Genomic DNA, 25,497 nt, shown 5'->3' with positions numbered 1-25,497 from the left:
GGCTTTATCCGTCAGATCCGCCAGAAATCTCTCGCGGACTGAATGTGGTGCGCAGGCGATCCATTCGGCGTCGGACCTCGGTGCGTGCGGCCCCGAGATCCAACTCTCCGTCTCGGGGTCCGACATCGGATTCGTATTTTTCAAGCTTTGCGCGTTCACTGAAAACGGCCTCCAACCCTTTGCGTAAACTCGCGATGACGGCCGAAAGATCTTTCGTCGCCCCGAATTTTCCGTCTTTGATGTCTGCGATTACGGCATCGAGTGCATCGCCCGAAGCCCAGAATTGACGCTCTGCCTGCACCAGCAAATGGCGCAGCTCACCCTCCCCCTCTCGGGGGTCGTTTTTGTCCATGCGTGTAACCCGCTGTTTCGCCGCTCCGTGCGAGGGAACAGGAAAAGCGGCACCGGGGGAGTACCCCTGTGCCGCTTGCCCAATTCTTCCAGCTTGCCAAAATCACTACACCAGAGCGCGCGCCAAGTCAATTTTCACACACTTAGGATGAAAGTCAAATTTGGCTAAAACCTTATTGATTTCGCTCCACTTCGATCTGCCGCCACCGCGCAACGTTCTGATTATGCTCGGCCAATGTCGTTGCAAAGACGTGGCCACCCGTGCCATCAGCGACGAAGAAGACGTACTCCGTGTCCTCCGGGTTCATCACCGCCTCGATGCTGGCCCGCCCGGGGTTGGCAATCGGCGTTGGTGGCAAACCATCGATTCGATAGGTATTATAGGGCGTCACGGCGTCCAATTCGGACCGCCGCAATCCGCGCCCCAGAACCCGCTGACCCAAAGTGATTCCGTAGATCACAGTGGGATCGGTCTGCAACCGCATCGGCACGCGCAGGCGGTTGATGAACACACTGGCCACCACGCGGCGCTCCTCGGCGACGCCGGTTTCCTTCTCGACGATCGATGCCATGATCAGGGCTTCTTCGGGCGTCGCGAACGGCAGTCCGTCGACGCGCTGCGCCCAGGCCTCTGCCAGAATGGCCGCCTGACGGGCCTGCATGTCAGTAATCAGCGCTGTACGATCCGCGTCGCGGCGCATTTCATAGCTGTCCGGCGATAGCGTACCTTCCGCTGGCACGTCTGCGACCGTACCGCTCAGGAATTCCGCAGTATTGATCGCATTCCAGACCTGCCAGCTGGTCGTTCCTTCGGCAACCGCGATGCGATACCGTGTGTCTGGCTGTTCGATAATGCGCTGATATTCCTCGGGAAACTCCGTCGCCTCCAGTGGCAACTCCAGGACTTCCTCGAACCGGTTGGTCGCCGGGTCCAACTCGCGCACCAGATATTCCGATTGCGTCACGCCGATCCGCAGCACCACTTCGGTGCCGCAGGTCGAGGCCCCGCCGCGCGTCACGATATCCAGAATCTCGGTCATCGACGCGCCTTCGGGCACCAGATACGAGCCGAACCGCAACTGGCTGTCGCGCCCGTCATATTGCGCACCGACGCGGAACAGCATGCCATTGGAAATGGCATTCTGCGCCTCCAACGATGCCGTCACGCCACGCAGGTTTGCACCTTGCTCAACGCGCAGGCAGATCGCCTGCTCAAGCGGTCCTTCGGCCACAAACGCCCGCTGCGCCATCGCCGCAAGCCCGGCCAAGACCACAAGGCCGACGATCATCAGCGTCAGCACGTTGGCCGCAAAATGCTTCCACATCAGTCAGTGACCTTCCTCATGACCAGGCTGGCATTGGTGCCGCCAAAGCCGAAGGAGTTGGAAAGGGCAACGTCGATCTTGCGGTGTCGGGCCTGGTTTGCCGCAAGGTCCAATTTCGGAGTCACCGCCGGGTTATCCAGGTTGATCGTCGGTGGCGCAACCTGATCGCGCAACGCCAGCACACAGAAGATCGCCTCGACCGCGCCAGCCGCGCCCAGCAAATGCCCGATCGACGACTTGGTCGAGGACATCGTCGCCTTTGACGCCGCGTCCCCCAGCAAGCGTTCGACCGCCCCCAATTCGATGGTGTCCGCCATCGTCGAGGTGCCATGTGCGTTGATGTAATCCACCGCACTCGGCGCCAGCCCGGCGCGCTTCAACGCCGCCTCCATCGCCCGGTAGCCACCATCGCCATCCTCGGCCGGGGCGGTGATGTGATAGGCATCGCCCGACAGACCATACCCCACGATTTCGCAGTAAATCTTTGCGCCGCGCGCCTTGGCGTGCTCATATTCTTCCAGCACCACCACTCCCGCGCCTTCACCCATCACGAACCCGTCGCGGTCGGCGTCATAGGGGCGGCTGGCGGTTTGCGGGCTGTCGCCCCGCTTGGTGGACAATGCTTTGCAGGCATTGAACCCGGCAATGCCCAGCTCGCTGATCGGAGCTTCCGCGCCTCCGGCGATCATCACCTCGGCATCACCCCACTGGATCAACCGCGCGGCATCGCCGATCGCGTGGGCACCCGTCGAGCACGCCGTGACCACCGCATGGTTCGGCCCCTTGAACCCATACCGAATGCTCACTTGCCCCGAAATCAGGTTGATCAGACACCCCGGAATAAAGAACGGCGACACCCGCCGCGGGCCACGCTCTTTCAGCAGGATTGCCGTTTCGGCAATAGTGCTCAACCCGCCAATACCCGCACCGATCATCACACCCGTGCGCAGACGATCCTCCTCGCCCTCCGGCATCCAGCCCGAATCCTCGACCGCTTGTTGCGCCGCCGCAATGCCATACAGGATGAACTTATCCACCTTGCGCTGCTCTTTTGGCGCCATCCAGTCGTCCGGATTGAACGTGCCGTCGCTTCCGTCACCGAGGGGAATTTCGCAAGCATAGGTCGTCGCAAGATGACTGGCGTCGAATCCCGTGATCGGACCCGCCCCGGATTGCCCGGCGATCAGTCGTTTCCATGTTTCTTCGACACCGCAGGCAAGCGGTGTCACCATCCCCAGACCCGTCACAACGACTCGGCGCATCTGCATTCCTCCGACTAGGCTTTCCTTGCCTGATACACATTGTTTCCACGCGGGAAAAGCCCGCCCTGCATCCATGATCGGCGGTTGCGCGCGCATCAGCCCCCCGCAGCGCCCCTCTCTGGTGTCCGGGGTTCGACCCTGATAAACTCACGCCGCGTACGATCTCGACGCCATACCCCCTTCATCTTGCCGGAAAATACTCCGGGGGTGAATGGCCGCAGGCCAGAGGGGGCTGGCCCCCTGACACGGCCAACCACCATACGAAACGACACAAAGGATACCCCCATGTTCGACCTCAGCGGCAAACGCGCTTTGATTACCGGGGCTTCGGGTGGCATCGGCGCCGCCATCGCCCGCACACTTCATGCATCAGGCGCAACCGTCGGCCTGTCCGGCACCCGCGAAGAGCCGCTGAATGCCCTGGCCGCCGAGCTCGGTGAGCGCGCGCATGTCTTGCCGTGCAACCTGTCCGATCCCGCCTCTGTCGAGGCGTTGCCCAAAGCCGCGATTGCCGCGATGGGTGGGTTGGATATCCTTGTGAACAACGCCGGGATCACGCGCGACCAGATTTTCATGCGCATGTCCGATGATGACTGGGCCTCGGTCCTTGATGTGAACCTGACCGCCTCGATGCGCCTGTGCCGCGCCGTCATGCGCCCGATGATGAAGGCCCGGTGGGGCCGGATCGTCAACATCTCGTCGATAGTCGGCGCCACGGGCAACCCCGGGCAGGTCAACTACGCGGCCTCCAAGGCGGGGTTGATCGGCATGACCAAATCCATCGCCGCCGAGGTCGCGACCCGTGGCATCACCGCCAATGCCGTGGCCCCCGGGTTTATCGCCACGGCAATGACCGACAAGCTGACCGATGACCAAAAGGACAAGATCAACGCCCAGATTCCCGCCGGTCGTATGGGCACACCCGAGGAAATCGCCGCCGCCGTGCTGTATCTTGCGTCGCCCGAGGCGGCCTATGTCACGGGAACGACGCTGCATGTGAACGGCGGCATGGCGATGCTCTGAGCCGTCCGGTTGGCGGCTCACGCCCCGAATCGCCAGCCCATCCAACGTTCCAGCGGCTGAACAACACGTCCTTGGTTCCAATCCGCCGGACCAACCGCCGCTGGACGACACGATCAGGGCGCGTGCACAGCGCGAAAGCGTTTGCCAATGGCTGCGCGTGTGTTATAGGCGGCGTCGATTGAGCCGGGGCTTGCCCGTGCCGGTCCGGCTCTGTATCTTCACCGGGTACAACAGCCGTCACCGCTTGCGAGAGCAATTCAGAATCAGGGCGGTTTCCGCCGAACGAATACGAGGATAGACCATGAGCGACATCGCGGATCGCGTTAAGAAAATTGTCGTCGAGCATCTCGGCGTCGAAGAAGACAAGATCACCGAGAACGCCTCGTTCATCGACGATCTGGGCGCAGACAGCCTTGACACCGTTGAGCTGGTTATGGCCTTCGAGGAAGAATTCGGCATCGAAATTCCCGATGACGCGGCAGAGAATATTCAGTCGTTCGGCGACGCAGTCAGCTTCATCACCAAAGTCGTCTGATTCCACGCGGTGCCTGCGGGCATCCCTGGATCACACGGGCATCGTCAGCACGGCCCTCCCAACCGGGACGGCCGTGCTTTCACATTGACCCCGTATCACCTGCGGCGATAAGGTCGGCGCAAAATCCCCCCTTGAGATATCACGACAATCCGCCCTTTATCCCGCCCCTTGAGTCCGATTGAAAAAGTGGCCGAGAAACTGGCGCTTGGAATGCTGCGCGGGTTGCTGCGTCTGCCATTCCGGTGGCGCGTCGCGGTGGCCGGTTGGGTCGGGGATACCATCGTTGCCCGGTTTTCCCGAATGCCAGAGCGGGTTCAAACCGCCGTACAACATTTCCTGCCGGAACTGCCCGCATCCGAGGCCAAGCGGATCGGCGCCGAAGTCCCGGGCAATTTTGCCAGGATGATCATCGAAATCCTTTCGGCTGACGAACTCGCCAAAATCGCCGCGACCCTCACCCTGGAGGGGCCGGGCCTTGCCGCGCTGGATGAGGCTCATGCGCAGGGCCGCGCCGTGATTCTCGCCTCGGCGCATCTGGGCAATTATGATGTTTGGCGTCTGGCGCTCATCGCGCGGGGCTTCAAGGTCGGTGGATATTTCAATCAGCTCGGCAGCCCGGGCTTTAACGACATGTATCTGCGCGCGGTCTCGACCCCCGGTGCGCATATGTTCCCCAATACGAGCGACGGCAGAAAGTCGATGATCCGTTTCCTGCGTTCTGGCGGAATGCTGGGCATTGGCGTTGATCTGGACCGCACAAGCGGTGTCTTGCTCGATTTTCTCGGGCAGCCGACACGCACCGTCTTGTCGATGGCCGAGATGGCTTTGAAATATGATGCCGCCCTGGTGCCGATCTACGGCATCCGCACAAAAGAGCAGCCCGGGTTTCGTATCTGGATTGATGCCGCCGTGCCGCACGGCGATCCGATGGTGATGACGCAGGCGCTGAATGACAGCCTTGGGGCGCAGGTTCGCGCCCATCCTGAGCAATGGGTCTACTGGCACAACCGCCGCAAGCAAGACCACCCTGACAGTGACACGGCTGACGATACCCCTTAGACTGAACACCATGTTCTTGCCCGCCGCGGCCTCGACAGCCAGACCCACAAGACACCTGTGACCTCGACTTCAACGGATTGGCCCGCTTGACCACACCACCCACACCCCTGGCCCGGCGCTTTCGGCACTGGCTCGAAGATCGCGCGACCGGCGCAGTCATAGGAGTCATGCGCCTGATCCCCTACCGGTGGCGCATTCCGGCGATGGGCTGGTTCAGCCGCACCGTTCTGGGCCCCTTGGCGATGAACAAGCGCATTCGCAACAATCTCCACCACATCTTCCCCGAGTTACCCCCTGCCGAGGTCCGGCGCATTTGCCGCGAGGTTGCCGACAATTTCGCCTGCTTGATGATCGAGATCCATTCCGGTGCGGAATTCGCGCGCTTTGCCGCAACGCAACCAATCAGCGGCCCGGGCCTGCCAGCCCTGGACGAGGCCCATTCCAGTGGCCGACCGGTGATCCTGGTTTCCGCACATTTCGGCAATTATGACGCATGGCGCGCGGGGCTTTCGGCGCGGGGGTTCAACGTTGGCGGGCTGTATAAACCGCTGACAAACCCCGCCGCAAACCGACGCTATGTCGCAACGATTGAAAGTGTCGCAAAACCCCTGTTCCCGCGCGGGTCCGAGGGGCTGGCCGACATGATCCGCTTCGTGCGTGCCGGCGGTATGCTGGGGATCCTGGGGGATCAGAACTTCAATTCGGGCGAAGTGCTGGATTTTCTTGGCAAACCGGCGCTGACCGCAATTTCGGCGGCAAAAATGGCGCTGAAGTACAACGCGCTGATGGTGCCGGTCTATGCGACGCGAAACCCCGATGGCCTGAGTTTTACCATCGAGGTCGAAACCCCGATTCCGCACACCGATGCAATCACCATGACCCAAGCCCTCAACGACAGCACGGCCGCGCGCGTTCGCGGACATATGGGGCAGTGGTTCTGGATTCACCGTCGGTGGAAATACGTTCCCAAGTCCGAGTAATCAGCGCAACCGCGCTGCCGCCAGGATTTCGCCCTGCCCCATTTCCTGCACGATGACCACAACCGGATCAGTCCCGGAAATCGGCACGGTCATTTCCAACGGTCCGGCCGGATTCCAGGTTCCGACCGTTTCCCAACTGGTGACGATATTCGCGAATCGCGCGATCCGACCGGCGTTTTCTCCGCCTTGGATTTCGACTTCATCACTCAAACGGTACCGCACAAGTTCGATCGAATATGATCCCGGGGCCACCATCTCTGCCCGCATCGACGGTTCGGCATCCGTCGCGGACTCGGCGGCCTCCTCGCCCATGCTGAGCGTTCCGACCACGGCATTCGGCATTGCCGAACGTCGTGACGCCATCGCCACAACCGGGGCCATTTGCGCCAAAGGCTCGGCCCGGATTTCAAGACCGCCATTTTCAGCGCGCATCAAGGTGATCCGAATTTCTGCTGGCCTGGTGCGGTGCGCGGCAATGGTATTCATCACCTGCATCACCCGGAACCCTTCGACCACGTCGATCCCGTTGATGATGACTTGCGGCGTATAGATCGTCGATTGGCCGTGACGCCGCGCATAGCGTTGCTGCCGCTGACCGTTCTCAGGGTCGGCAAAGGAATCGGCCCAGCCGATATAATCCCAGTAATCCACATGCAGCGCCAAAGCGATCACATCGTCGCGCTGCGCAAGGTCCAGCATCATCTCATCGGCTGGCGGGCACGAAGCGCAGCCCTGCGCCGTATAGAGTTCCAGCACGACGGGGTGGTCGACGGCCGTCGCGGGCACTTGCTGCGCCACGCCAGACATCGGCAGCACGATCCCCAGCGCCAGCGCGAATCCCGCGCCTTGCAGTGCGCGCCTCAAGAACGGTGCAGGCCAAGTCCCGACCCGAAACATCCCTTGTGCTCGCTGTTGTGCGATCAGCGTCATACGCTTGCTCCTGCCGTGTGGTGCCAATGAACCGTCAAATGCGCCGCTCCGCAAGGGAGGGCAAGGCCCGAGACCGCCGGTTACACCGCCTTGTGACAGCATCGCCACGTCTTGAGCCCTCTCAAGGGCAAGTTTTTTGTGCACAATGGTATACATTCGCGATGCCACCCCTTGATTGGTGGCTCGAATTGGGGCAATAGCATGCCAGCCAAACCCCTCTTAACCTGACGGGAGCCTCCTCTCATGACCATCATCGTCGGCCACGACAGCGCCAAAGCGCGCAAAACCCTGACTGTAGGCGATCACTCCATCGCATACTACTCGATCCCTGCCGCGCAAGCTGCCGGGCTCGGCGACTTCAGCCGCCTGCCCGCCGCCCTCAAGGTGGTGTTGGAAAACATGCTGCGGTTCGAGGACGGCAAGACCGTCACCACCGACGACATCAAAGCCTTCGCCGAATGGGCCACCAAAGGCGGCCAGAACCCGCGTGAGATCGCCTATCGCCCGGCCCGCGTGCTGATGCAGGATTTCACCGGCGTTCCCGCCGTTGTGGACCTTGCCGCGATGCGCGACGGCATCAAGGCGCTGGGCGGTGACGCGCAGAAAATCAACCCGCTGAACCCGGTTGATCTGGTCATCGACCACTCGGTGATGATCGACGAATTCGGCAACCCGCGCGCGTTCCAGTTCAACGTCGACCGCGAATATGAACGCAACATGGAGCGGTATACGTTCCTGAAATGGGGTCAGAACGCGTTCAACAACTTCCGCGTTGTGCCGCCCGGCACCGGCATTTGCCACCAGGTGAACCTAGAGTATCTCGCGCAGACCGTCTGGACCGACAAGGATCAGAACGGCCAAGAGGTTGCGTATCCGGACACCCTCGTCGGCACCGACAGCCACACCACGATGGTCAACGGCCTCGCCGTTCTGGGCTGGGGCGTCGGCGGCATCGAGGCCGAGGCCGCGATGCTCGGTCAGCCGATCTCGATGCTGATCCCCGAGGTCGTGGGCTTCGAGCTGACCGGCCAGATGGTCGAGGGCACCACCGGCACCGACCTCGTGCTCAAGGTCGTGCAGATGCTCCGCGCCAAGGGTGTGGTCGGCAAGTTCGTCGAATTCTACGGCAAGGGCCTCGACGTTCTGCCTCTCGCGGACCGCGCCACCATCGCCAACATGGCGCCCGAATATGGCGCCACCTGCGGCTTCTTCCCGATCGACGGTGAGACGCTGCGCTACCTGCGCAACACGGGCCGCGACGAAGCCCGCATTGCCCTGGTCGAAGCCTACGCCAAGGAAAACGGCCTGTGGCGCGATGCCAATTACGCGCCGATCTACACCGACACCTTGTCACTGGACATGTCGACCGTTGTTCCGGCGATCTCGGGCCCAAAACGGCCACAGGATTTCATCGCACTCGATGACGCCGCGTCCAGCTTCTGCGCCTATGTCAAAGGCCAGCGCGAAGGCAAGAAAGTCAACGAAAAGCAGAAAGATCGCTGGGAAAGCGAAGGCGGACAGCCTGCACCCACCGCAATCCCTGGAGACACCGGCCACCATCAGCGTGGTTACGTCACCGCCGCCGACGGCTCCTATCAATTGCACGACGGCTCGATCGTGATCGCGTCGATCACCTCCTGTACCAACACCTCGAACCCCTATGTGATGATCGGCGCCGGCCTCGTGGCCCGCAAGGCGCGTGCACTTGGCCTGACCCGGAAGCCTTGGGTGAAAACCTCGCTGGCACCGGGATCGCAAGTGGTCAGCGAATATCTTGAGGCCGCTGGCCTGCAAGAGGACCTCGACGCCATCGGTTTCGATCTCGTCGGCTACGGCTGCACCACCTGTATCGGCAACTCCGGCCCGCTGGACCCGGCGATTTCCAAGACCATCGCCGACAACGATCTGATCGGCGTCTCGGTGCTCTCGGGCAACCGCAACTTCGAAGGCCGCATCTCGCCCGACGTGCGCGCCAACTACCTCGCCAGCCCGCCGCTGGTGGTGGCTTACGCGTTGATTGGTGACATGAATATCGACATCACCAAGGCCTCGCTCGGCAAGGACCAGAATGGCAAGGACGTCTTCCTGAAAGACATCTGGCCCACCAGCGCCGAGATCAACGCCCTGGTCGAGAAAACCGTCACCCGTGAGGCTTTCCAGTCGAAATACGCCGACGTCTTCAAAGGCGACGAAAAATGGCAAGCGGTGCAAACACCGGATTCCGAGACCTACGACTGGCCCGCGGCCTCGACCTATATCCAGAACCCGCCCTATTTCCGCGGCATGTCGGCTGAAAAGGGTCACATCAACCCGATCAACGGCGCAAAAATCCTGGCACTTCTGGGTGACATGATCACCACCGACCACATCTCGCCCGCCGGGTCGTTCAAATCAACCACCCCCGGCCGGTCAATACCTGATCGACCGTCAAGTCGCGCAAAAGGACTTCAACAGCTACGGCTCACGCCGCGGCAACCACGAAGTCATGATGCGCGGCACCTTCGCCAACATCCGCATCAAGAACGAGATGCTGGACGGCGTTGAAGGCGGCTATACCAAAGGCCCGAACGGCGAGCAGACCTCGATCTATGACGCGGCGATGGCGCACCAGGAGGCTGGCACACCGCTGGTGATCTTCGGCGGCATCGAATACGGCGCGGGCTCGTCTCGCGACTGGGCCGCCAAGGGCACCGCGCTATTGGGCGTCAAGGCGGTGATCGCCGAAAGCTTCGAGCGCATCCACCGCTCGAACCTCGTGGGCATGGGCGTCATTCCATTCGAGTTCACCAACGGCGACACCCGCAAGACGCTGAAGCTGATCGGCAACGAGACCGTCACCATTGATGGCCTCAATGACGACATCAAACCGCTGTCGACCGTGCCCTGTCACATCACTTATGCTGATGGCACAACCAAAACGATCCAGATCAAATGCCGGATCGACACGGAAATCGAAGTTGACTACGTCAAACACGGCGGCGTGCTGCACTATGTGCTGCGCGATCTCGCCAAGTCCTGATCGGCGTCTTCGCAAAACCTCAAAGGCCCTGCTTCCCAGCGGGGCCTTTTGAGTTCCGCACCCCGTCTTTGTTCTTCCAAATATCCGCGGGGGAATCGCCGCAGGCGATGGGGGCAGCCGCCCCCCTTCCTCCGCCAGACACAGGCACCACCGCCAGACACCCCGCCGCGCGCCCAAGGCGCGCCGGAGCGGTGGGGTTCGATGCCCCACCGCTCCGGCTTACCCGAACCACCCCACCAGAACGTGACGCTGCGGCATAAACACAGCGTTCTCTCTCGCTTGAACTCACCCGAACCCGCATATAGGGTGCGCGCCAAACCCGCGGGACTGTTAGCGCCTGTCACCCTTGCCAATCCTTAGGAGCCTTATGTTTATCACCCCTGCCTATGCCCAAGCCGCGGGCGGCGCCGCCAGCCTTGCCTCGTCCCTGATCCCCTTTGTCCTGATTTTCGGGATCATGTGGTTCCTGCTGATCCGCCCTCAGCAGAAGAAAGCCAAAGAGCATCGCGCCATGATCGAAAACCTGCGCCGGGGTGATCAGGTCATCACCGCAGGCGGCATCATTGGCAAGGTCGCCAAGGTCAAGGACGACGGCGAAGTCGATCTCGAGATCGCAGAAGGCGTGAAAATCCGTGTCGTGCGCTCGACCATCACCACCGTTCTGTCGAAAACCGTTCCCGCGACGCCAGAATAACGGACTCCGCCCCTAGCCCATAGGGGCGGCCTCCCGCGCCCTTCGGTCGACCAATCTCGTACGCAAGGTCTCTTCATGCTGCAAATTTCTTTGTGGAAACGCGCTCTGATCATTCTGCTCTGTTTGGCAGCCATCAGCTATGCGGTTCCCAACCTGTTCTACGACCGCGTCGAGCGCCATAATGATGCTGTTGCCCTCATGGAAACCGGTCTGGATACGCCCGAACTCCAGGCAGAGCGCGCGCTGTGGCCCGATTGGGCGCCCTCTTACCTCGTCAATCTCGGCCTTGACCTGCGCGGCGGCGCACATCTTCTGGCCGAGGTTCGCGTCACCGATGTCTATGCCGACCGCATCGACGCTTTGTGGCCCGAAATCCGCGATTTGCTGCGGACGGAACGCGCGATTGTCGGCGGTGTACGCCGCATGGCAAGCGAGGACGCGGGCGAATTGCGGGTCGCGGTGTCAAATCCAGACGGTCTGCAACACGCGTTCGAAATCGCACAGACCCTTGCGCGCCCGATGCAAACCTTGACGGGCATCGGACAAAGCGATCTCGATATCTCGCTCGACAATGGCGAGATTGTGATCACCCTGTCCGAGGCCGAACGCATCGCCACGGATGACCGGACCATGAATCAGTCGCTGGAAATCATTCGTCGCCGGGTTGACGAGGTTGGCACGCGGGAACCCACGATCCTGCGCCAGGGGGCGGATCGCATCCTGATTCAGGTGCCCGGCATTGGCTCTGCCACCGAACTCAAGGACCTGATCGGCACAACCGCGCGGCTGACCTTCCATCCGGTCATTCGCTCCACACGCGACGGTGACGAGGTCATGGCACCGCGCCAGGTGCTCTATCCGTCGATGAACGATGAGGGTCTGTTCTACGTCCTCGAACAAACGCCGGTTGTCTCGGGCGAGCAACTGGTTGATGCGCAACCCGATTTTGACCAGAACGGCCGCCCCGCGGTCAGCTTTCGCTTCAATCCCGCTGGCGCGCGGGCCTTTGGGCTCTATACCGCCGAAAATATCGGCAGCCCGTTTGCCATTGTCCTCGACGACGAGGTGATCTCGGCGCCCACCATTCAGGCGCATATCGCCGGTGGCTCGGGTATCATCACCGGCAGCTTCTCGGTCGAGGAAAGCACGCAACTGGCCATCCTGCTGCGTGCTGGTGCGCTGCCTGCGCAGATGGATTTCCTCGAGGAACGCACCATTGGCCCGGAACTCGGCCAGGACAGCGTTGATGCCGGCAAGATCGCCGCCGTCGTCGCGATGAGCGCGGTTCTGATCTACATGACACTCAGCTACGGTCTGTTTGGCATCATCGCCAATACCGCCCTGCTGGTCAACGTGGCGATGATCTTTGCGATCCTGTCGATGATCGGCGGCACGCTGACCCTGCCCGGTATCGCCGGAATCGTGTTGACCATCGGGATGGCCGTTGATGCCAACGTACTGATTTTCGAGCGTATTCGCGAGGAACTGCGCACCGCGCGCGGACCGGCACGGGCGATTGAACTGGGCTATGAGAAGGCGATGTCCTCGATCCTTGACGCCAATATCACCACCTTCATTACCGCCGCCATCCTGTTCGCGCTTGGCTCTGGCCCGGTGCGTGGCTTCGCCATCACCTTGGGTCTCGGGATCATCACGTCGGTCTTTTCGGCAATCTTCATCACGCGTCTGATCATTGTCTGGTGGTTTGAACGCCGCCGCCCCAAAACGCTTTCGCTCTGAGGATTGACCCATGCTGCTCAAACTCGTACCCGACAATACCAACATCAACTTCATGGGCCCCTGGCGGCTGACATTTGGTCTGTCTTGCGTCTTGATGGTGTTGTCATTCGTGGCATTCTTCACCTTTGGGCTGAACTTCGGCATCGACTTTCGGGGCGGCACCTCGATCCGCACCGAGGCCACGCAACCGCTGGACATTGGCGCCTATCGCGATGCCATCACACCGCTTGGCTTGGGTGATATCTCGATTTCCGAGGTTTTCGACCCGACTTATGGCCCCGACCGTCACGTCGCAACCATCCGCATTCAGGCGCAGGACGACTCGGAAGCCGTCACACCCGAGATCCTCAGCCAGGTCGAAGCCTCGCTGCGCAACGTTGATCCAACGCTGTCCTTTTCCTCCGTTGAATCCGTCGGCCCCAAAGTGTCAGGCGAATTGATTTATGAAGCGATCATCGCGGTTGTGGCGGCTCTGGCGGCGGTCTTGGTCTACATCTGGCTGCGCTTTGAATGGCAATTTGCCTTGGGTGCAGTCGGCGCGCTGGTCCACGATATCATCCTGACAATTGGCGTGTTCGCGGTCTTGCAACTGCGCTTTGACTTGTCGATCATTGCGGCCTTGCTCACCATTGTCGGCTATTCGCTGAACGACACGGTGGTGGTCTTTGACCGGATGCGCGAAAATCTGATCAAGTTCAAGAAACGTGACCTGATTGATGTGATGAACCTGTCCTTGAACGAGACCTTGTCACGCACCTTGATGACCTCGTTGACCACGCTCATTGCGCTGGTGTCCTTGTTTATCCTGGGCGGCGACGTGATCCGGGGCTTTGTCTTTGCGATGATCTGGGGTATCTTTGTTGGAACCTGGTCGTCGGTCTATGTGGCCGCCGTGATCGTCAAACGCCTTGGCGTGCGCCGGGACATCGGCACGGGTGGCGACAAGGCCGGCACCCAATTCGCGACGACGGATTGAGACAATGCAAATGACCGAAGTCAATTTCGGCGCCGCCAAACCCATCGAGGGCTATGGCGCCGATTATTACCGGGTGGATACCATAGTCTATCCGGCCCCGGTCCTGTTTGCGCCCGGCCACGCCGAAGCCTGGCAAGGCTACGACGATCTTGACCCCCTGTTGCGCTTGGCCGGACAGATTGACGTCGTGTTCATCGGCACCGGTCCCAGCATCGCCCCGATCCCCGCGAAACTGCGGACAAGGTTGGAAGAGGCCGGCATGGGTGTCGAGATCATGGCCTCGGCAACGGCCTGCCGAACCTACAATGTCCTGCTGTCTGAAGGTCGCAGGATCGCGGTTGCCCTGCTGCCCGCGGGCTGACGCGGGATCCGCAACTCCAGCGCCGATGCGCAGCTCGACTCTGCGACGTCGGCATCATTCGGTTCGCTCCGCCCCTTGAGAAGGCTCCGCGCCAAGCTCGATCTGCAAACGCGGCTGACCGACATCGACCCGACACTTTCAACCCAGACCGACCGTGGCCGCGCCGCCGATTACATCCCGGAACTGGCCAAACAGAGTGGCCGCCTCTGAGATCGGGTTGGCCGCGAACCCTCGGGCACGGCGTTCAATCCCATTGTGCCGCTTGAACATGAACAAATCGCACCGCGGAATCCGGTCTTCAACGCCGGTGTGTAGATTTCCACGCGGAAGTGAGCCGGGTTTTCCATCGAGAAGTGAGCCACCTCTAGGTTATGTTTCGGGTTTCAGGCTTTGGTCAATACGTGATTGTCCTCCCTCTTTTTCTGCGCCGCGGTGGCTGCACTGGTTTTGAAGCGGAAGCTGTCGTTGCCGGTCTCGAGGATGTGGCAACGATGGGTCAGGCGGTCGAGGAGTGCGGTCGTCATCTTGGGATCGCCGAAGACGGTGGCCCATTCGCTGAAGCTCAGGTTTGTGGTGATGACGACGCTGGTGCGTTCGTAAAGTTTGCTGAGCAGATGGAAGAGCAGCGCACCGCCTGATGCACTGAACGGCAGGTAGCCGAGCTCGTCGAGGATCACGAGATCCAGGCGGACGAGGCTTTCGGCAAGCTGTCCGGCTTTGCCTTTGGCCTTCTCCTGTTCGAGCGTATTGACGAGCTCGATGGTCGAGAAGAAGCGAACCTTGCGGCGGTGATGCTCGACAGCCTGCACGCCAAGGGCTGTCGCGACATGCGTTTTGCCAGTCCCAGGGCCCCCGATCAGCACAACGTTCTGGGCACCGTCCATGAACTCGCCCCGATGAAGTTGGCGCACCGTGGCCTCATTGATCTCACTGGCCGCGAAGTCGAAGGCGGTCAGATCCTTGTAAGCCGGGAAGCGAGCGGCCTTCATGTGATAGGCAATGGACCGGACCTCCCGCTCGGCCACTTCGGCCTTCAGCAATTGAGCGAGCATCGGCACCGCAGCATCAAAGGCTGGTGCGCCTTGTTCCATGAGGTCGGTGACGGCTTGGGCCATGCCATGCATCTTCAAACTGCGCAGCATGATGATGATGGCACCGCTGGCGGGATCATGACGCATGGCGGCCTCCGGCGGTCCGGGCCCGCAGGCCGTCATAGCGTTCGACATTCGCCTTTGGCTCACTGCGCAAAGCCAGTGCCTGTGGTGTTTCGATGTCCGGCCCACCAATCGTCTTTCCGTCAATAAGACGGTGCAGAAGGTTCAGAACGTGAGTTTTGGTTGCCACGCCCTCAGCCAAGGCCATTTCCACGGCGACGAGCACGGCCTGTTCGTCGTGATGCAGAACCAGCGCCAAGATATCAACCATCTCTCTGTCACCGCCAGGCTTGCGCAACATAAGGTCTTGCAGCCGCTTGAAGGCCGGAGGGAATTCCACGAAGGGCGCGCCGTTCCTGAGCGCACCCGGCTTACGCTGAAGGACGGCCAGATAATGGCGCCAATCGTAAATCGTGCGTGGCGGGAGTTGGTGGCTGCGCTCAATCACCCGCACATGCTCGCACAGGATCTGACCCTCGGCAGCGACCACCAAACGCTCTGGATAAACCCGCAAGCTCACAGGCCGGTTCGCAAACGACGCTGGAACACTGTAGCGGTTGCGCTCGAAGCTGATTAGGCAGGTCGGGGACACCCGTTTGCTATGCTCGACAAAGCCATCGAAGGCGGGCGGCAATGGCATCAGCACGGGGTGTTCTGCGGCCCAGACGTCAGCAACATTCCCCGGCAGTGCTGCATGAGGAATCTCATTCCACAACGCCACACAGCGCTGTTCCAGCCAATCATTCAGGGCCGCGAGATCGGGGAAGTCCGGCATGGGTTGCCACAGACGGTGCCTGGCATCCTGCACATTCTTCTCGATCTGCCCCTTCTCCCAGCCGGCGGCAGGATTGCAGAACGCTGGCTCGAACACGTAATGGTTGGCCATTGCGAGGAAGCGCATGTTGACCTGCCGCTCCTTCCCACGACCGACGCGGTCAACAGCGGTGCGCATATTGTCGTAAATTCCACGCCCTGGAACGCCGCCGAAGACCCGGAACCCGTGGCAGTGAGCGTCGAACAGCATCTCGTGCGTTTGCAGCAGATACGCCCGAACCAGAAAGGCCCGGCTATACGACAGCTTGATATGGGCGACTTGTAGCTTGACGCGCTCGCCGCCCAAAACGGCAAAATCCTCGCTCCAGTCAAACTGGAATGCCTCGCCCGGACGAAACGACAGCGGCACGAAGATGCCGCGCCCTGTTGCCTGCTGCTCTCGCTGCCGATCTGCCCGCCAGTCACGCGCAAAAGCCGCGACCCGACCGTAAGACCCATCAAAGCCAAGCACCACCAGATCGGCATGCAGCTGCTTCAGCGTTCGCCGCTGCTTGCGCGACTTGGCCGCCTCCGTCTTCAGCCAACCGGCAAGCTTCTCGGCGAACGGATCGAGCTTGCTTTGCCGCTCCGGTGTCGCGAACTGCGGCTCGATCGTGCCCGCATTCAGATATTTTGTAATCGTATTGCGCGACAATCCAGTGCGACGCGCAATCTCACGGATCGATAGCTTCTCCCGCAAAGACATCCGTCGAATAATGTTCAAAAGTCCCATGTGTATCACTCCGCTGCTCCCCGTTGCGCATCGCGCTGGGGGAAGGGTCACATGGCTCAAATCTCAGTGGAAATTATCCGTCTATCCGGCTCACTTCTGCGTGGAAATCTACAGCCGGTGCGATTGTCGTCACGAATGTCGTGCTGGCCGGTTGTGCGTGTTCATGCCGCCAGCCAAAGAGTTCGAGTACAACCGCAACCTCGTGTCAGCGGCTGAAAGCGCTGCCCGGGCGCTGAACCTGCCCATTCATAGCGAGGGCTAGCCGCTGTTATTGCCCCTCGATCAGATCACGGGTGAGCTTCAGCTTTTGTGTAATTTTGGTCGTTGAAACAAAAGGATAGTAGTCACAGCTGCCCAACGACTATGTCACCGCGTTCATAGCGACCCACAGCGGCGCCCAATACTCGATCAAGGTCTCGATATGCGACACATGATAGGGGTTGGCCAGTTGTGGAATCGGCTTGCGCATCCTGATGCAATGGCGGCGTGTGGGGCAGGCCCCACCGGCGCGTTGAGGGGTCATTCGACCCTGAAACGCGCCGCGCCCGTCAATTCGGCCAAGTCTTGGCAACCATCGTCAACACATCGTACTGCGCCACGACCTCACCCGCCTGATTGGTCACCTGACAATCCCAACGCACCTCACCATGCTCGGTATTGGTGCGCGGATTGATATCCTTGCAGGTCAACCGCACGCCCAGAACATCACCGGGATAAACCGGCGTCAGAAACCGCAGGTTATCCACGCCGTAATTGGCCAGAACCGGGCCGGGATCAGGCTGCACGAACAGGCCCGCCGCAAAGCTGACGATCAGATATCCATGCGCCACGCGACCGTCAAAGAACGGATTGGCCTTGGCGGCGTCTTCATCCATATGGGCATAGAACGTGTCGCCGGTAAACGCCGCAAAATGCTCGATATCCGCAAGCGTGATTTCGCGCTTTTGCGTCACCAGTTGATCGCCAATGCGCAACTCGGCCAAAGACTTGCGGAACGGATGCACATCGGCGCGGGTTGGCGCTCCGTCAATCCACTGCCCCGTCACCGCCGACAACAACGCTGGAGCCCCCTGCACCGCCGTGCGCTGCATGAAGTGTTTCACACCACGGATACCGCCCATTTCCTCGCCGCCGCCCGCGCGACCGGGGCCGCCATGCACAAGATTTGGCAGCGGTGCGCCGTGACCCGTCGAGGATTTCGCGCTGACCCGGTTGCCCAACAGGATACGCCCGTGGAACGGCGCCATACCGATCACGGCCGCTTCGGCCACGCCGGGATCGTTGGTAAACACCGACGCGACCAGCGAGCCTTTGCCACGATGGGTCAGGGACACGGCCTCGTCGAGGTCGTCATAGGGCATCACCGTGCTGACCGGGCCAAAGGCCTCGGTGTCATGCACCGCGCGCGCCGTGCCGGGGGTGTCACAATACATCACCACCGGGTTCAGAAACGCACCTGCCTCGGGATCGCCCGAGACAACGCGGACGTCATCCGGGTTGCCGACGACAATCTCGGCATCCAACGACAGATCGCGGATCCGCGCGCGAACCTCGTCGCGCTGCGCATGGCTGGCCAGCGCGCCCATCCGTGTCGCCGCGTCGCCCGGCAGGCCGACGCTGGCCTTGGCCAATTCTGCGCCCAAGGCCGCGATCACGGCCTGAGATTGTGCGCGCGGCACCATGATCCGGCGGATCGCGGTGCATTTCTGCCCCGCCTTCACCGTCATTTCGCGGGCAACCTCTTTGACGAACAGGTCAAACTCCGGCGTACCCGACACCGCATCCGGGCCCAGCACCGCCGCGTTCAGACTGTCCGCCTCCATCGTGAAGCGCGTTGATTCCGCGATGATTTTAGGATGCGCCTTCAGCATCCGCCCGGTGCTGGCCGAGCCAGTAAACGTCACCACATCCTGCCCGGTCACATGATCCAGCAGATCGCCAACCGAGCCTGAAATGAGCTGCAACGCGCCCCCGGGCAAGAGGCCGCTGTCGATGATCCGGCGCACCATCAATTCCGTCAGATAGGCCGTCTGCGAGGCCGGTTTGATCACCGCAGGAACGCCTGCCAACAGCGTCGGCGCCAGTTTTTCCAACATCCCCCAGCAGGGAAAATTATAGGCGTTGATATGCACCGCGACGCCCTGCAACGAGGTCAGGACGTGATGCGCGAAAAAGCTGCCGTCTTTCGACAGGGCCTGCAAATCCCCCTCGACCAAGGTGCGCGCGTTCGGCAATTCGCGCCGCCCCATGCCCGAGTACGCAAACAGCGTGTGCAAACCGCCTTCGATATCCACCATCCCGTCGCGCGGCGTGGCCCCGGTGGCCAGCGAGAGCGCATGGAACTCAGCCTTGCGCTCGGTCAGGAATTTTCCCAAGGATTTCAACATCTCGGCGCGTTCATGAAAGGTCATCGACCGCAACGCATGGCCCGAGCGGCGACCATAATCCAACGCCTCGGCCATATCGAGGCCGGTCGCGTCGATCGTCGCCACAACGGCACCCGTTCCCGCGTCGAGCAGTTCAGCCCCATCCCGAGAGCCCGCTTTCCATTCGCCGCAGATGTAGCTTTTCAGCGTATAGGGAGCCTGTTGTGTCATGGCCGGTCCTTTCAAATCAGTGTCATGTCGGACAGATGCGCGTCCACAGTCGCAGACCATTCGGCCAGCAAAACCTCGTTGGTACGGTGCCGCAAACCCATGCGCGACAGCCGCTCGAACCGGGCCGAATTGGCGGCACCGAACCCTGCCGCGACCCGAGGGCGCCAATACGCAAGACTGGCCTCGGCCTCGGCTCGGCCCGCTTCGGTCGCCGCGATCTGCGACAACCCCTCAAGCCCCAGCTCCGCATGACGCGCCTCGATCGGCGCCACCGCGCGGAACACCTCGGCCAGCGGTTGATAGCTGACCCGCGCCATTTCCCCGATCTGAACCTTGGCCGCCAAACCTTGCAGCACGTTCATCACCACGGCATCGACCCAACCCTGCAACGGGTAGTGGAACACCGAAAGCCGCATGTCACCGCCCTGCCGCGTCGCGCCGATATCCGCCTCACGCGCAACCCGCGCCGCCCAGGGGTGGACCCCCTCATAGCGCCCGGTGTCGACGCCGAACTCGGCCATGATCGACAGGACTTTTTCCGCGTGATCGGCTTTTTCCAGCACAATCCGGGCAGCAATCCGGCTCTTGATCCCCGGCGCGTCATTGATCGTATCGGCAAACCCGGCCGAGGCCGCCAATTCGCTATCGACAAACGACGCCATCAAGCGCAGCAATTCACCCCGGTAGCGCGCGGGCACATTGCCCGGCGAGGTCAGTTTCCCACCGTGCGCCAGGTAGTCTTCGATCGGCATATCGGTCATGGTTGCGGCCCCTTTATTGATCGTAGCTGACGACAACTTTGTCGCTGAGCGGGTAACATTGGCAGGTCAACACATAGCCTTGCTTGACCTCGTAATCCTCAAGCGCGTGGTTGGTGTGCATCTCGACGTCACCCTCCAACACCTTGGCGCGGCAAGTCGAACAAACCCCTGCCTTGCACGCATAGGGCGCATCCAGATTGTTGCTCAAGGCCGCGTCCAACAGGCTCTCGCCGGATTTCGGCATCCGGAATGAGCGGGTCGCCCCGTCCAGCGTGACCGTGGCCTCACAGGCCTCGCCGCTATCCGCGACCTTGCTGACGGCCTTGTGTTTGGCACGCCCGGGCTGGCCGCTGGCAAACAGCTCGAACTTGATCTGGTCATCGCCCAAACCATTGTCCTTGAGGCTGCGCGCAATCGTCAGCATCATCGGCTCTGGCCCACAGATAAAGGCCACATCAACCGTCTTCGGATCAACCCAATTGGTGAACAGGGCCGTCATTTTCTCGTCATCGACGCGGCCGGTGAACAGATCAATTTCCTGCCCTTCCGCCTCGAGGACATGGATCACCGACAGGCGGCCCAGATAGATATTCTTCAGATCCTCCAGCTCCTCGCGGAACATGATCGAAGACATCTGACGGTTGGCATAGACCAGCGTGAACCGTGACTGTGGCTCGCGGGTCAGCACAGTTTTCAGGATCGACAGCACTGGCGTGATCCCGGACCCGCCGGCAAAGCCGAGATAGCTGCGGCCCTTGTCGGCCTGCAACGGCACATGGAAATTGCCCATTGGCGGCATCGCCTCCAGCACGATTCCCGGCGACAGGTTCTCATTCGCCCAAGTGCTGAACGCACCGCCGTCAACGCGCTTGATGCCGACCTTCAGCAGCCCCTCGTCAAGCCCCGCGCAGATCGAATACGAGCGGCGCAATTCCTCCCCTTCAAACTCACGTCGGAACGTCAGATATTGACCTTGGGTAAAGGCAAAACGATCCGCGTCTTCGGGGCGCGGGCGCAGCGTCACGACAACCGCATCACGGGTGTCTTTCTGCACGTTGGTCACTTCAAGGGGCAGGAAACGGGCCATGCGGGCACCTCAAATACATTTGAAATAGTCGAAGGGTTCAAGGCAATCCGTGCAGCGGTAACTCGCTTTGCACGGGGTCGAGCCGAATTGGCTGACCTTTTCGGTCGATGTCGAGCCGCAGCGCGGGCATTCCACCGCTCGGTTGTCACCGCTCATGCGCGCTATGCGCCCGGCGATCACACCATCGGCAGCGGTGCCGTCAATGGGCGGCGCAATCCCATAGTCTTTCAGCGCCTGCCGCGCCGCAGGGTTGATCCAGTCCGTCGTCCAGGGCGGCGAAAGCTGGCGTTTGAGGCGCACATCGGCCACCCCCTTGTCGCGCAGTTTTTTCTCGATCTCGAAGTTGATCACGCTGGTGGCCGGGCAGCCCGAATAAGTCGGCGTGACGGTGACCACCAGTGTCTCGCCCTCATAGGCCACGTCGCGGATGATCCCCAGATCGGTCAGGCTGATGACCGGAATCTCGGGGTCGGGCACTTCGCCCAACCAGGTCCAGACCTGCTCGATGGCGGCGCTCATGGTGTCACCAGGTGGCGTCCGGATAGGCGCGCTGCAACCACTGCATCGGCGCCAACAGATGCCCCATATGCTCGGAATGGCGCCCCTGCTTGCCGCCTTGATGCGCAAACGTGCTTGTCGGACGGGTCAGCGTGGCCTCGGCCAAGACATGATTGACCGTCTCATCCCAGCCGGCACGCAGCGATTCAGGCGCAGGCATGATCCCGGCGCGGCCAGCCGTGCATCGGTGTCGTCACCGAGGAACATCTCGCCGGTATAGCTCCACAGCCGATCCAGCGCCTTTTGCATCCGCGCATGGCTCTCCTCGGTGCCGTCACCCAACCGGATCACCAGATCCGCCGAGCGCTCGATATGATAGGCCACTTCCTTGCTGGCTTTGGCCGCGATCTCGGCAATCCGCGAATCGCTGGATTTGGTCAGAGCCGCCAACATCGGCGCATGCCACGCGTCAAACAGGAACTGACGCATGAGGGTGTGCCCGAAATCGCCGTTCGGACGCTCGACCAGCAAAATGTTGCGAAAGTCCCCCGAGTCGCGACGAAAGGCCAGCGCATCCGCATCGCGCCCAGCGCCTTCAACCTCGCCCGCCAGACCCAGCCAGAATTGCGTCTGGCCAATGAGGTCCAGCGCGATGTTGGCCAGCGCGATGTCTTCCTCAAGCACCGGGGAATGGCCGCACCACTCCGACACACGATGCCCTAGAATCAAGGTGTTATCACCCAGCCTTGTCAGACCTGTGAACAAATCCGTCGCCGCATCATTCGCCACAAGTGGCGCGCGCCCGGTTCCACTTTGCGCCTTGGCCAAAGCTTCGGCGTCGGGGGTCATCATATCACCTTGTGCTGGCATTACATGTGCCCCACTTCATCGGGAATGTCGTAAAATGTCGGGTGGCGATAGACCTTGGCATTTGCCGGATCAAACAATGGGCCCTTGTCGGACGGGGCCGACGCGGTAATCTCGGCCGACGGCACCACCCAGATACTCACCCCCTCATTGCGCCGGGTGTAGACGTCGCGCGCGTGACGCATCGCCAATTCCGCATCGGGCGCGTGCAAGCTGCCCACATGCCGATGGTTGAGGCCATGCTGGCCCCGGATAAACACTTCCCAAAGTGGCCATTCATTCGACATGGCTTATCCCTTTCATCTTGCCCCAAATACTCTGGGGGTGAATTCGGCACCGCCGAAGAGGGGGCAAAGCCCCCACTCCGCCTTATTCTGCAGCGACCTTGGCCGCCTTGCGCCGGGCATCGGCTTTCTTGGCATGTGCCATCAAACCATCGCGGAACCATGCACCGTCATTCCAGGCGTTCTGACGCGCCTCGATCCGCTCGACGTTGCACGGACCATTCCCCTTGAGGACGTCGTAGAACTCGTTCCAGTCAGGCTCGGCAAAGTCCCAGCCGTTCTTGTCATCGTTCCACGTCAGTGTCTCGTCGGGGATCGTCAGCCCCAGATAATGCGCCTGCGGCACGGTCTGGTCGACGAATTTCTGGCGCAATTCATCGTTGGTGTTGATCTTGATCTTCCACGCCATGGATTGCGTCGAATGCACCGAGTCCTTGTCGCTCGGCCCGAACATCATCAGCGACGGATACCAGAACCGGTTCAGTGCATCTTGCGCCATTGCCTTCTGCTCGGCGGTGCCCTGCGCCATCACCCGGATCAGATCGTAGCCCTGCCGCTGGTGAAAGCTTTCCTCCTTGCAGATCCGCACCATCGCCCGGGCATACGGCCCGAAAGACGTGCGCTGCAACGGCACCTGATTCATGATCGCCGCGCCATCGACCAGCCAGCCAACCGCGCCGATATCGGCCCAGGTCAGCGTCGGATAATTGAAGATCGACGAATATTTCATCCGGCCCGACAGCAATTGCTCGGTCAGGTCGTCGCGCGACACGCCCAGCGTTTCGGCGGCGCAATACAGGTACAACCCGTGCCCCGCTTCATCCTGCACCTTGGCCAGCAGGATCGCCTTGCGCTCCAGCGTGGGCGCGCGGGTGATCCAGTTGCCCTCGGGCAACTGACCGACGATCTCCGAGTGCGCGTGCTGGCCGATTTGCCGGATCAGCGTCTTGCGATAGCCTTCGGGCATCCACTCCTTGGGCTCGATCCGCTCGCCCGCGTCGATGCGCGCCTGAAACGCGGCCAGCTTTTCAGGGTCGTCATTGGTCGCCTCGGACTTTACCATCTGTGCATACATTGTTCTGATCTCCCCGTTCAGACCCGTTCCATGATCAGGGCGACACCCTGACCCACGCCCACGCACATGGTGCACAGCGCATAGCGCCCGCCCGTGCGTTGCAATTGCCACATCGCCGTGCCGACCAGACGCGCGCCCGACATCCCCAACGGATGACCCAGCGCAATCGCACCGCCCATCGGGTTCACACGAGGGTCGTCATCGGCGACGCCCAGATCGCGCAGCACGGCAAGGCCCTGCGCGGCGAACGCTTCGTTCAATTCGATCACATCCATCTGCGCGATGCTCAGCCCGGTGCGCGCCAGCAGTTTTTTCACCGCCGGGATCGGGCCGGCCCCCATGACCCGAGGTTCGATCCCCGCGGCCGCCATGCCGACGACCCGCGCGCGTGGCGTCAAGCCCTGCGCCCGCGCCGCCCCCTCGGATGCGATGACCAGCGCCGCCGCGCCATCGTTCACGCCACTGGCATTGCCCGCCGTGACAGTCAGATCGACGCCGTTGATCCCCCGCAGCTTGGCCAGCGCCGCCGCGTCGGTTTGCGGGCGTGGATGTTCGTCAGTGTCGATGATCTTCGGATCGCCCTTGCGCTGCGGGATCGACACAGGGGCGATTTCATCCGCAAACAAGCCCGCCTCATGCGCCGCGGCCCAGTTTTGCTGGCTGCGCAGCGCCATCGCGTCTTGATCCGCGCGGGAGACACCCCAATCGGCGGCGACGTTATCGGCGGTTTCGGGCATGGAATGCGTGCCGAACGCCTTGTGCATCGCCGGGTTCACGAACCGCCAGCCGATGGTGGTGTCAAATACCTCTGCCGCCCGCGAGAATGCCGTTGTCGCCTTGGGCATCACGAACGGCGCGCGGCTCATGCTTTCGACGCCACCGGCGATCATCAGATCGCAATCGCCCGCCTTGATTGCGCGCGCGGCGGCGCCGACCGCGTCCATCCCCGAGGCACACAAGCGGTTGATCGTCGTGCCGGGCACGTTCACCGGCAGCCCCGCCAGCAGAACCGCCATGCGGGCCACGTTGCGATTGTCTTCGCCCGCCTGATTGGCGCAGCCATAGATTACGTCATCGACCAAAGACCAATCCACGCTGCCATTGCGGGCCATCAAGGCCTTGAGCGGCGCAGCGGCCAGGTCGTCGGCACGAACCGACGAGAGCGCGCCGCCATAGCGGCCAATTGGTGTGCGAACAGCATCACAAATGAAAGCCTCGGTCATTGTTGTGGTCTCCTCATTCCCTGACCGCACGGTCACTGTATAAATTAAAATACGTCACAAATCAATGAATTTGTGCAGTCATAACGTGACACTTTGAGGCGAACGGCTGCCGTCAAAGCCTCTCCTTTTTGTCAGGGGTCGAAGCCAGGA

Annotated in this window: 24 protein-coding genes and 3 pseudogenes; 12 read left to right on the top strand and 15 right to left on the bottom strand. The window is 61.4% G+C overall.

The genetic code is table 11. The annotated features are described in order from the left end of the window. Nucleotides 1–4 precede the first annotated feature (4 nt). The 3 genes from VDQ28_RS11565 to fabF all read right to left on the bottom strand — a co-directional run bounded on the left by VDQ28_RS11565 (nt 5) and on the right by fabF (nt 2,938). Nucleotides 5–352 carry a hypothetical protein gene (locus VDQ28_RS11565; RefSeq protein ID WP_323036080.1) on the bottom strand — a complete coding sequence of 116 codons (348 nt, stop codon included), beginning with the start codon at nt 350–352 and terminating at the stop codon, nt 5–7. A 172-nt stretch (nt 353–524) separates the two neighbouring features. Beyond that, nucleotides 525–1,676 (bottom strand): endolytic transglycosylase MltG, encoded by a 1,152-nt coding sequence (mltG, locus tag VDQ28_RS11560; RefSeq protein WP_323036079.1) that lies wholly within the window; start codon nt 1,674–1,676, stop codon nt 525–527. Continuing rightward, nucleotides 1,676–2,938 (bottom strand): beta-ketoacyl-ACP synthase II, encoded by a 1,263-nt coding sequence (fabF, locus tag VDQ28_RS11555; RefSeq protein WP_323036078.1) that lies wholly within the window; start codon nt 2,936–2,938, stop codon nt 1,676–1,678. The genes mltG and fabF overlap by 1 nt, the downstream gene beginning before the upstream one ends. 285 nt (nt 2,939–3,223) lie before the next feature. Between fabF and fabG the strand changes: the two genes are divergently transcribed. The 4 genes from fabG (at nt 3,224) to VDQ28_RS11535 (ending at nt 6,535) form a co-directional block, all read left to right on the top strand. Continuing rightward, nucleotides 3,224–3,961 carry a 3-oxoacyl-[acyl-carrier-protein] reductase gene (gene fabG, locus VDQ28_RS11550; RefSeq protein WP_323036077.1) on the top strand — a complete coding sequence of 246 codons (738 nt, stop codon included), beginning with the start codon at nt 3,224–3,226 and terminating at the stop codon, nt 3,959–3,961. 301 nt (nt 3,962–4,262) lie between these two features. Continuing rightward, a complete protein-coding gene (locus VDQ28_RS11545) occupies nt 4,263–4,496 on the top strand; it encodes an acyl carrier protein (protein ID WP_323036076.1) in 234 nt (77 codons plus the stop codon). A gap of 186 nt (nt 4,497–4,682) precedes the next feature. Continuing rightward, a complete protein-coding gene (locus VDQ28_RS11540; protein WP_323036075.1) occupies nt 4,683–5,555 on the top strand; it encodes a lysophospholipid acyltransferase family protein in 873 nt (290 codons plus the stop codon). Nucleotides 5,556–5,641: 86 nt separating this feature from the next. Then, entirely contained in the window at nt 5,642–6,535 is an 894-nt protein-coding gene (locus tag VDQ28_RS11535; protein ID WP_323036074.1) for a lauroyl acyltransferase, read from the top strand. On the opposite strand, the gene VDQ28_RS11530 is transcribed toward VDQ28_RS11535, so the two are convergent. Beyond that, entirely contained in the window at nt 6,536–7,465 is a 930-nt protein-coding gene (locus VDQ28_RS11530) for a DUF1223 domain-containing protein (protein WP_323036073.1), read from the bottom strand. A 243-nt stretch (nt 7,466–7,708) separates the two neighbouring features. On the opposite strand from VDQ28_RS11530, the gene acnA reads away from it, so the two are divergent. The 8 genes and pseudogenes from acnA to VDQ28_RS11495 form a co-directional block, all read left to right on the top strand. Next, nucleotides 7,709–10,009, top strand: a complete 2,301-nt coding sequence (gene acnA / locus VDQ28_RS11525; RefSeq protein ID WP_416349371.1) for an aconitate hydratase AcnA — start codon at nt 7,709–7,711, stop codon at nt 10,007–10,009. Then, nucleotides 9,936–10,484, top strand: a pseudogene (locus VDQ28_RS22590) (aconitate hydratase); the annotation flags it as partial. The gene acnA and the pseudogene VDQ28_RS22590, both read left to right, overlap by 74 nt. Nucleotides 10,485–10,851: 367 nt before the next feature. Beyond that, nucleotides 10,852–11,178 (top strand): preprotein translocase subunit YajC, encoded by a 327-nt coding sequence (gene yajC, locus VDQ28_RS11520; RefSeq protein WP_323036072.1) that lies wholly within the window; start codon nt 10,852–10,854, stop codon nt 11,176–11,178. A gap of 75 nt (nt 11,179–11,253) precedes the next feature. Then, nucleotides 11,254–12,918, top strand: coding sequence for a protein translocase subunit SecD (secD, locus tag VDQ28_RS11515; RefSeq protein ID WP_323036071.1), 1,665 nt, complete (start codon nt 11,254–11,256; stop codon nt 12,916–12,918). 10 nt (nt 12,919–12,928) lie between these two features. After that, a complete protein-coding gene (gene secF, locus VDQ28_RS11510) occupies nt 12,929–13,894 on the top strand; it encodes a protein translocase subunit SecF (protein ID WP_323036070.1) in 966 nt (321 codons plus the stop codon). A 4-nt stretch (nt 13,895–13,898) separates the two neighbouring features. Further along, the gene (locus VDQ28_RS11505) at nt 13,899–14,255 is read left to right on the top strand and encodes an Mth938-like domain-containing protein (RefSeq protein WP_323036069.1); all 357 of its coding nucleotides are present in this window, start codon (nt 13,899–13,901) and stop codon (nt 14,253–14,255) included. Nucleotides 14,256–14,330: 75 nt separating this feature from the next. Then, on the top strand, nt 14,331–14,465 hold the full coding sequence (locus tag VDQ28_RS11500) for a hypothetical protein (protein WP_323036068.1): 135 nt from the start codon (nt 14,331–14,333) through the stop codon (nt 14,463–14,465). Nucleotides 14,466–14,480: 15 nt separating this feature from the next. After that, nucleotides 14,481–14,570 (top strand): annotated as a pseudogene (locus tag VDQ28_RS11495) (hypothetical protein); the annotation flags it as partial. Between the two features lie 68 nt (nt 14,571–14,638). Here VDQ28_RS11495 and istB read toward each other — a convergent pair. The 11 genes and pseudogenes from istB to pcaF form a co-directional block, all read right to left on the bottom strand. Then, nucleotides 14,639–15,433 (bottom strand): IS21-like element helper ATPase IstB, encoded by a 795-nt coding sequence (gene istB, locus VDQ28_RS11490; protein ID WP_323034836.1) that lies wholly within the window; start codon nt 15,431–15,433, stop codon nt 14,639–14,641. After that, nucleotides 15,423–16,955, bottom strand: coding sequence for an IS21 family transposase (istA, locus tag VDQ28_RS11485; RefSeq protein ID WP_323034837.1), 1,533 nt, complete (start codon nt 16,953–16,955; stop codon nt 15,423–15,425). Before istA ends, istB begins: the two co-directional genes overlap by 11 nt. Nucleotides 16,956–17,316: 361 nt before the next feature. Beyond that, nucleotides 17,317–17,478 (bottom strand): hypothetical protein, encoded by a 162-nt coding sequence (locus tag VDQ28_RS11480; RefSeq protein ID WP_323036067.1) that lies wholly within the window; start codon nt 17,476–17,478, stop codon nt 17,317–17,319. A 25-nt stretch (nt 17,479–17,503) separates the two neighbouring features. Continuing rightward, entirely contained in the window at nt 17,504–19,552 is a 2,049-nt protein-coding gene (gene paaZ / locus VDQ28_RS11475; RefSeq protein ID WP_323036066.1) for a phenylacetic acid degradation bifunctional protein PaaZ, read from the bottom strand. 11 nt (nt 19,553–19,563) lie between these two features. Beyond that, entirely contained in the window at nt 19,564–20,304 is a 741-nt protein-coding gene (locus tag VDQ28_RS11470) for a Phenylacetic acid catabolic protein (protein WP_416349424.1), read from the bottom strand. 22 nt (nt 20,305–20,326) lie between these two features. Continuing rightward, nucleotides 20,327–21,400: a 2Fe-2S iron-sulfur cluster-binding protein gene (locus VDQ28_RS11465; RefSeq protein WP_323036064.1), complete on the bottom strand. Its 1,074-nt coding sequence runs from the start codon at nt 21,398–21,400 to the stop codon at nt 20,327–20,329. A gap of 9 nt (nt 21,401–21,409) precedes the next feature. Then, entirely contained in the window at nt 21,410–21,919 is a 510-nt protein-coding gene (paaD, locus tag VDQ28_RS11460; RefSeq protein ID WP_323036063.1) for a 1,2-phenylacetyl-CoA epoxidase subunit PaaD, read from the bottom strand. Between the two features lie 4 nt (nt 21,920–21,923). After that, nucleotides 21,924–22,642, bottom strand: a pseudogene (gene paaC / locus VDQ28_RS11455) (1,2-phenylacetyl-CoA epoxidase subunit PaaC). 125 nt (nt 22,643–22,767) lie between these two features. Beyond that, the gene (paaB, locus tag VDQ28_RS11450; RefSeq protein WP_323036062.1) at nt 22,768–23,052 is read right to left on the bottom strand and encodes a 1,2-phenylacetyl-CoA epoxidase subunit PaaB; all 285 of its coding nucleotides are present in this window, start codon (nt 23,050–23,052) and stop codon (nt 22,768–22,770) included. An 82-nt stretch (nt 23,053–23,134) separates the two neighbouring features. After that, complete coding sequence (gene paaA / locus VDQ28_RS11445) at nt 23,135–24,124, bottom strand: 1,2-phenylacetyl-CoA epoxidase subunit PaaA (protein WP_323036061.1); 990 nt, start codon at nt 24,122–24,124, stop codon at nt 23,135–23,137. Nucleotides 24,125–24,141: 17 nt separating this feature from the next. Beyond that, nucleotides 24,142–25,347, bottom strand: a complete 1,206-nt coding sequence (gene pcaF / locus VDQ28_RS11440; protein ID WP_323036060.1) for a 3-oxoadipyl-CoA thiolase — start codon at nt 25,345–25,347, stop codon at nt 24,142–24,144. Between the last annotated feature and the right edge of the window lie 150 nt (nt 25,348–25,497).

This window comes from Pararhodobacter sp., from assembly GCF_034676545.1.
Taxonomy (GTDB): Bacteria; Pseudomonadota; Alphaproteobacteria; order Rhodobacterales; family Rhodobacteraceae; genus Pararhodobacter.
This window is presented reverse-complemented; position numbering and strand designations above follow the sequence as displayed.

Bases quoted from the DNA above. Each gene is read 5' to 3' on its own strand.
- acnA (WP_416349371.1), top strand. From the start codon at position 7,709: ATGACCATCATCGTCGGCCACGACAGCGCCAAAGCGCGCAAAACCCTG.
- paaB (WP_323036062.1), bottom strand. From the start codon at position 23,052: ATGTCGAATGAATGGCCACTTTGGGAAGTGTTTATCCGGGGCCAGCAT.
- secD (WP_323036071.1), top strand. From the start codon at position 11,254: ATGCTGCAAATTTCTTTGTGGAAACGCGCTCTGATCATTCTGCTCTGT.
- secF (WP_323036070.1), top strand. From the start codon at position 12,929: ATGCTGCTCAAACTCGTACCCGACAATACCAACATCAACTTCATGGGC.
- istB (WP_323034836.1), bottom strand. From the start codon at position 15,433: ATGCGTCATGATCCCGCCAGCGGTGCCATCATCATCATGCTGCGCAGT.
- VDQ28_RS11565 (WP_323036080.1), bottom strand. From the start codon at position 352: ATGGACAAAAACGACCCCCGAGAGGGGGAGGGTGAGCTGCGCCATTTG.
- istA (WP_323034837.1), bottom strand. From the start codon at position 16,955: ATGGGACTTTTGAACATTATTCGACGGATGTCTTTGCGGGAGAAGCTA.
- VDQ28_RS11465 (WP_323036064.1), bottom strand. From the start codon at position 21,400: ATGGCCCGTTTCCTGCCCCTTGAAGTGACCAACGTGCAGAAAGACACC.
- VDQ28_RS11545 (WP_323036076.1), top strand. From the start codon at position 4,263: ATGAGCGACATCGCGGATCGCGTTAAGAAAATTGTCGTCGAGCATCTC.
- VDQ28_RS11505 (WP_323036069.1), top strand. From the start codon at position 13,899: ATGCAAATGACCGAAGTCAATTTCGGCGCCGCCAAACCCATCGAGGGC.
- paaD (WP_323036063.1), bottom strand. From the start codon at position 21,919: ATGAGCGCCGCCATCGAGCAGGTCTGGACCTGGTTGGGCGAAGTGCCC.
- VDQ28_RS11470 (WP_416349424.1), bottom strand. From the start codon at position 20,304: ATGCCGATCGAAGACTACCTGGCGCACGGTGGGAAACTGACCTCGCCG.
- mltG (WP_323036079.1), bottom strand. From the start codon at position 1,676: ATGTGGAAGCATTTTGCGGCCAACGTGCTGACGCTGATGATCGTCGGC.
- fabG (WP_323036077.1), top strand. From the start codon at position 3,224: ATGTTCGACCTCAGCGGCAAACGCGCTTTGATTACCGGGGCTTCGGGT.
- fabF (WP_323036078.1), bottom strand. From the start codon at position 2,938: ATGCGCCGAGTCGTTGTGACGGGTCTGGGGATGGTGACACCGCTTGCC.
- VDQ28_RS11480 (WP_323036067.1), bottom strand. From the start codon at position 17,478: ATGACCCCTCAACGCGCCGGTGGGGCCTGCCCCACACGCCGCCATTGC.
- VDQ28_RS11530 (WP_323036073.1), bottom strand. From the start codon at position 7,465: ATGACGCTGATCGCACAACAGCGAGCACAAGGGATGTTTCGGGTCGGG.
- paaA (WP_323036061.1), bottom strand. From the start codon at position 24,124: ATGTATGCACAGATGGTAAAGTCCGAGGCGACCAATGACGACCCTGAA.
- pcaF (WP_323036060.1), bottom strand. From the start codon at position 25,347: ATGACCGAGGCTTTCATTTGTGATGCTGTTCGCACACCAATTGGCCGC.
- yajC (WP_323036072.1), top strand. From the start codon at position 10,852: ATGTTTATCACCCCTGCCTATGCCCAAGCCGCGGGCGGCGCCGCCAGC.
- paaZ (WP_323036066.1), bottom strand. From the start codon at position 19,552: ATGACACAACAGGCTCCCTATACGCTGAAAAGCTACATCTGCGGCGAA.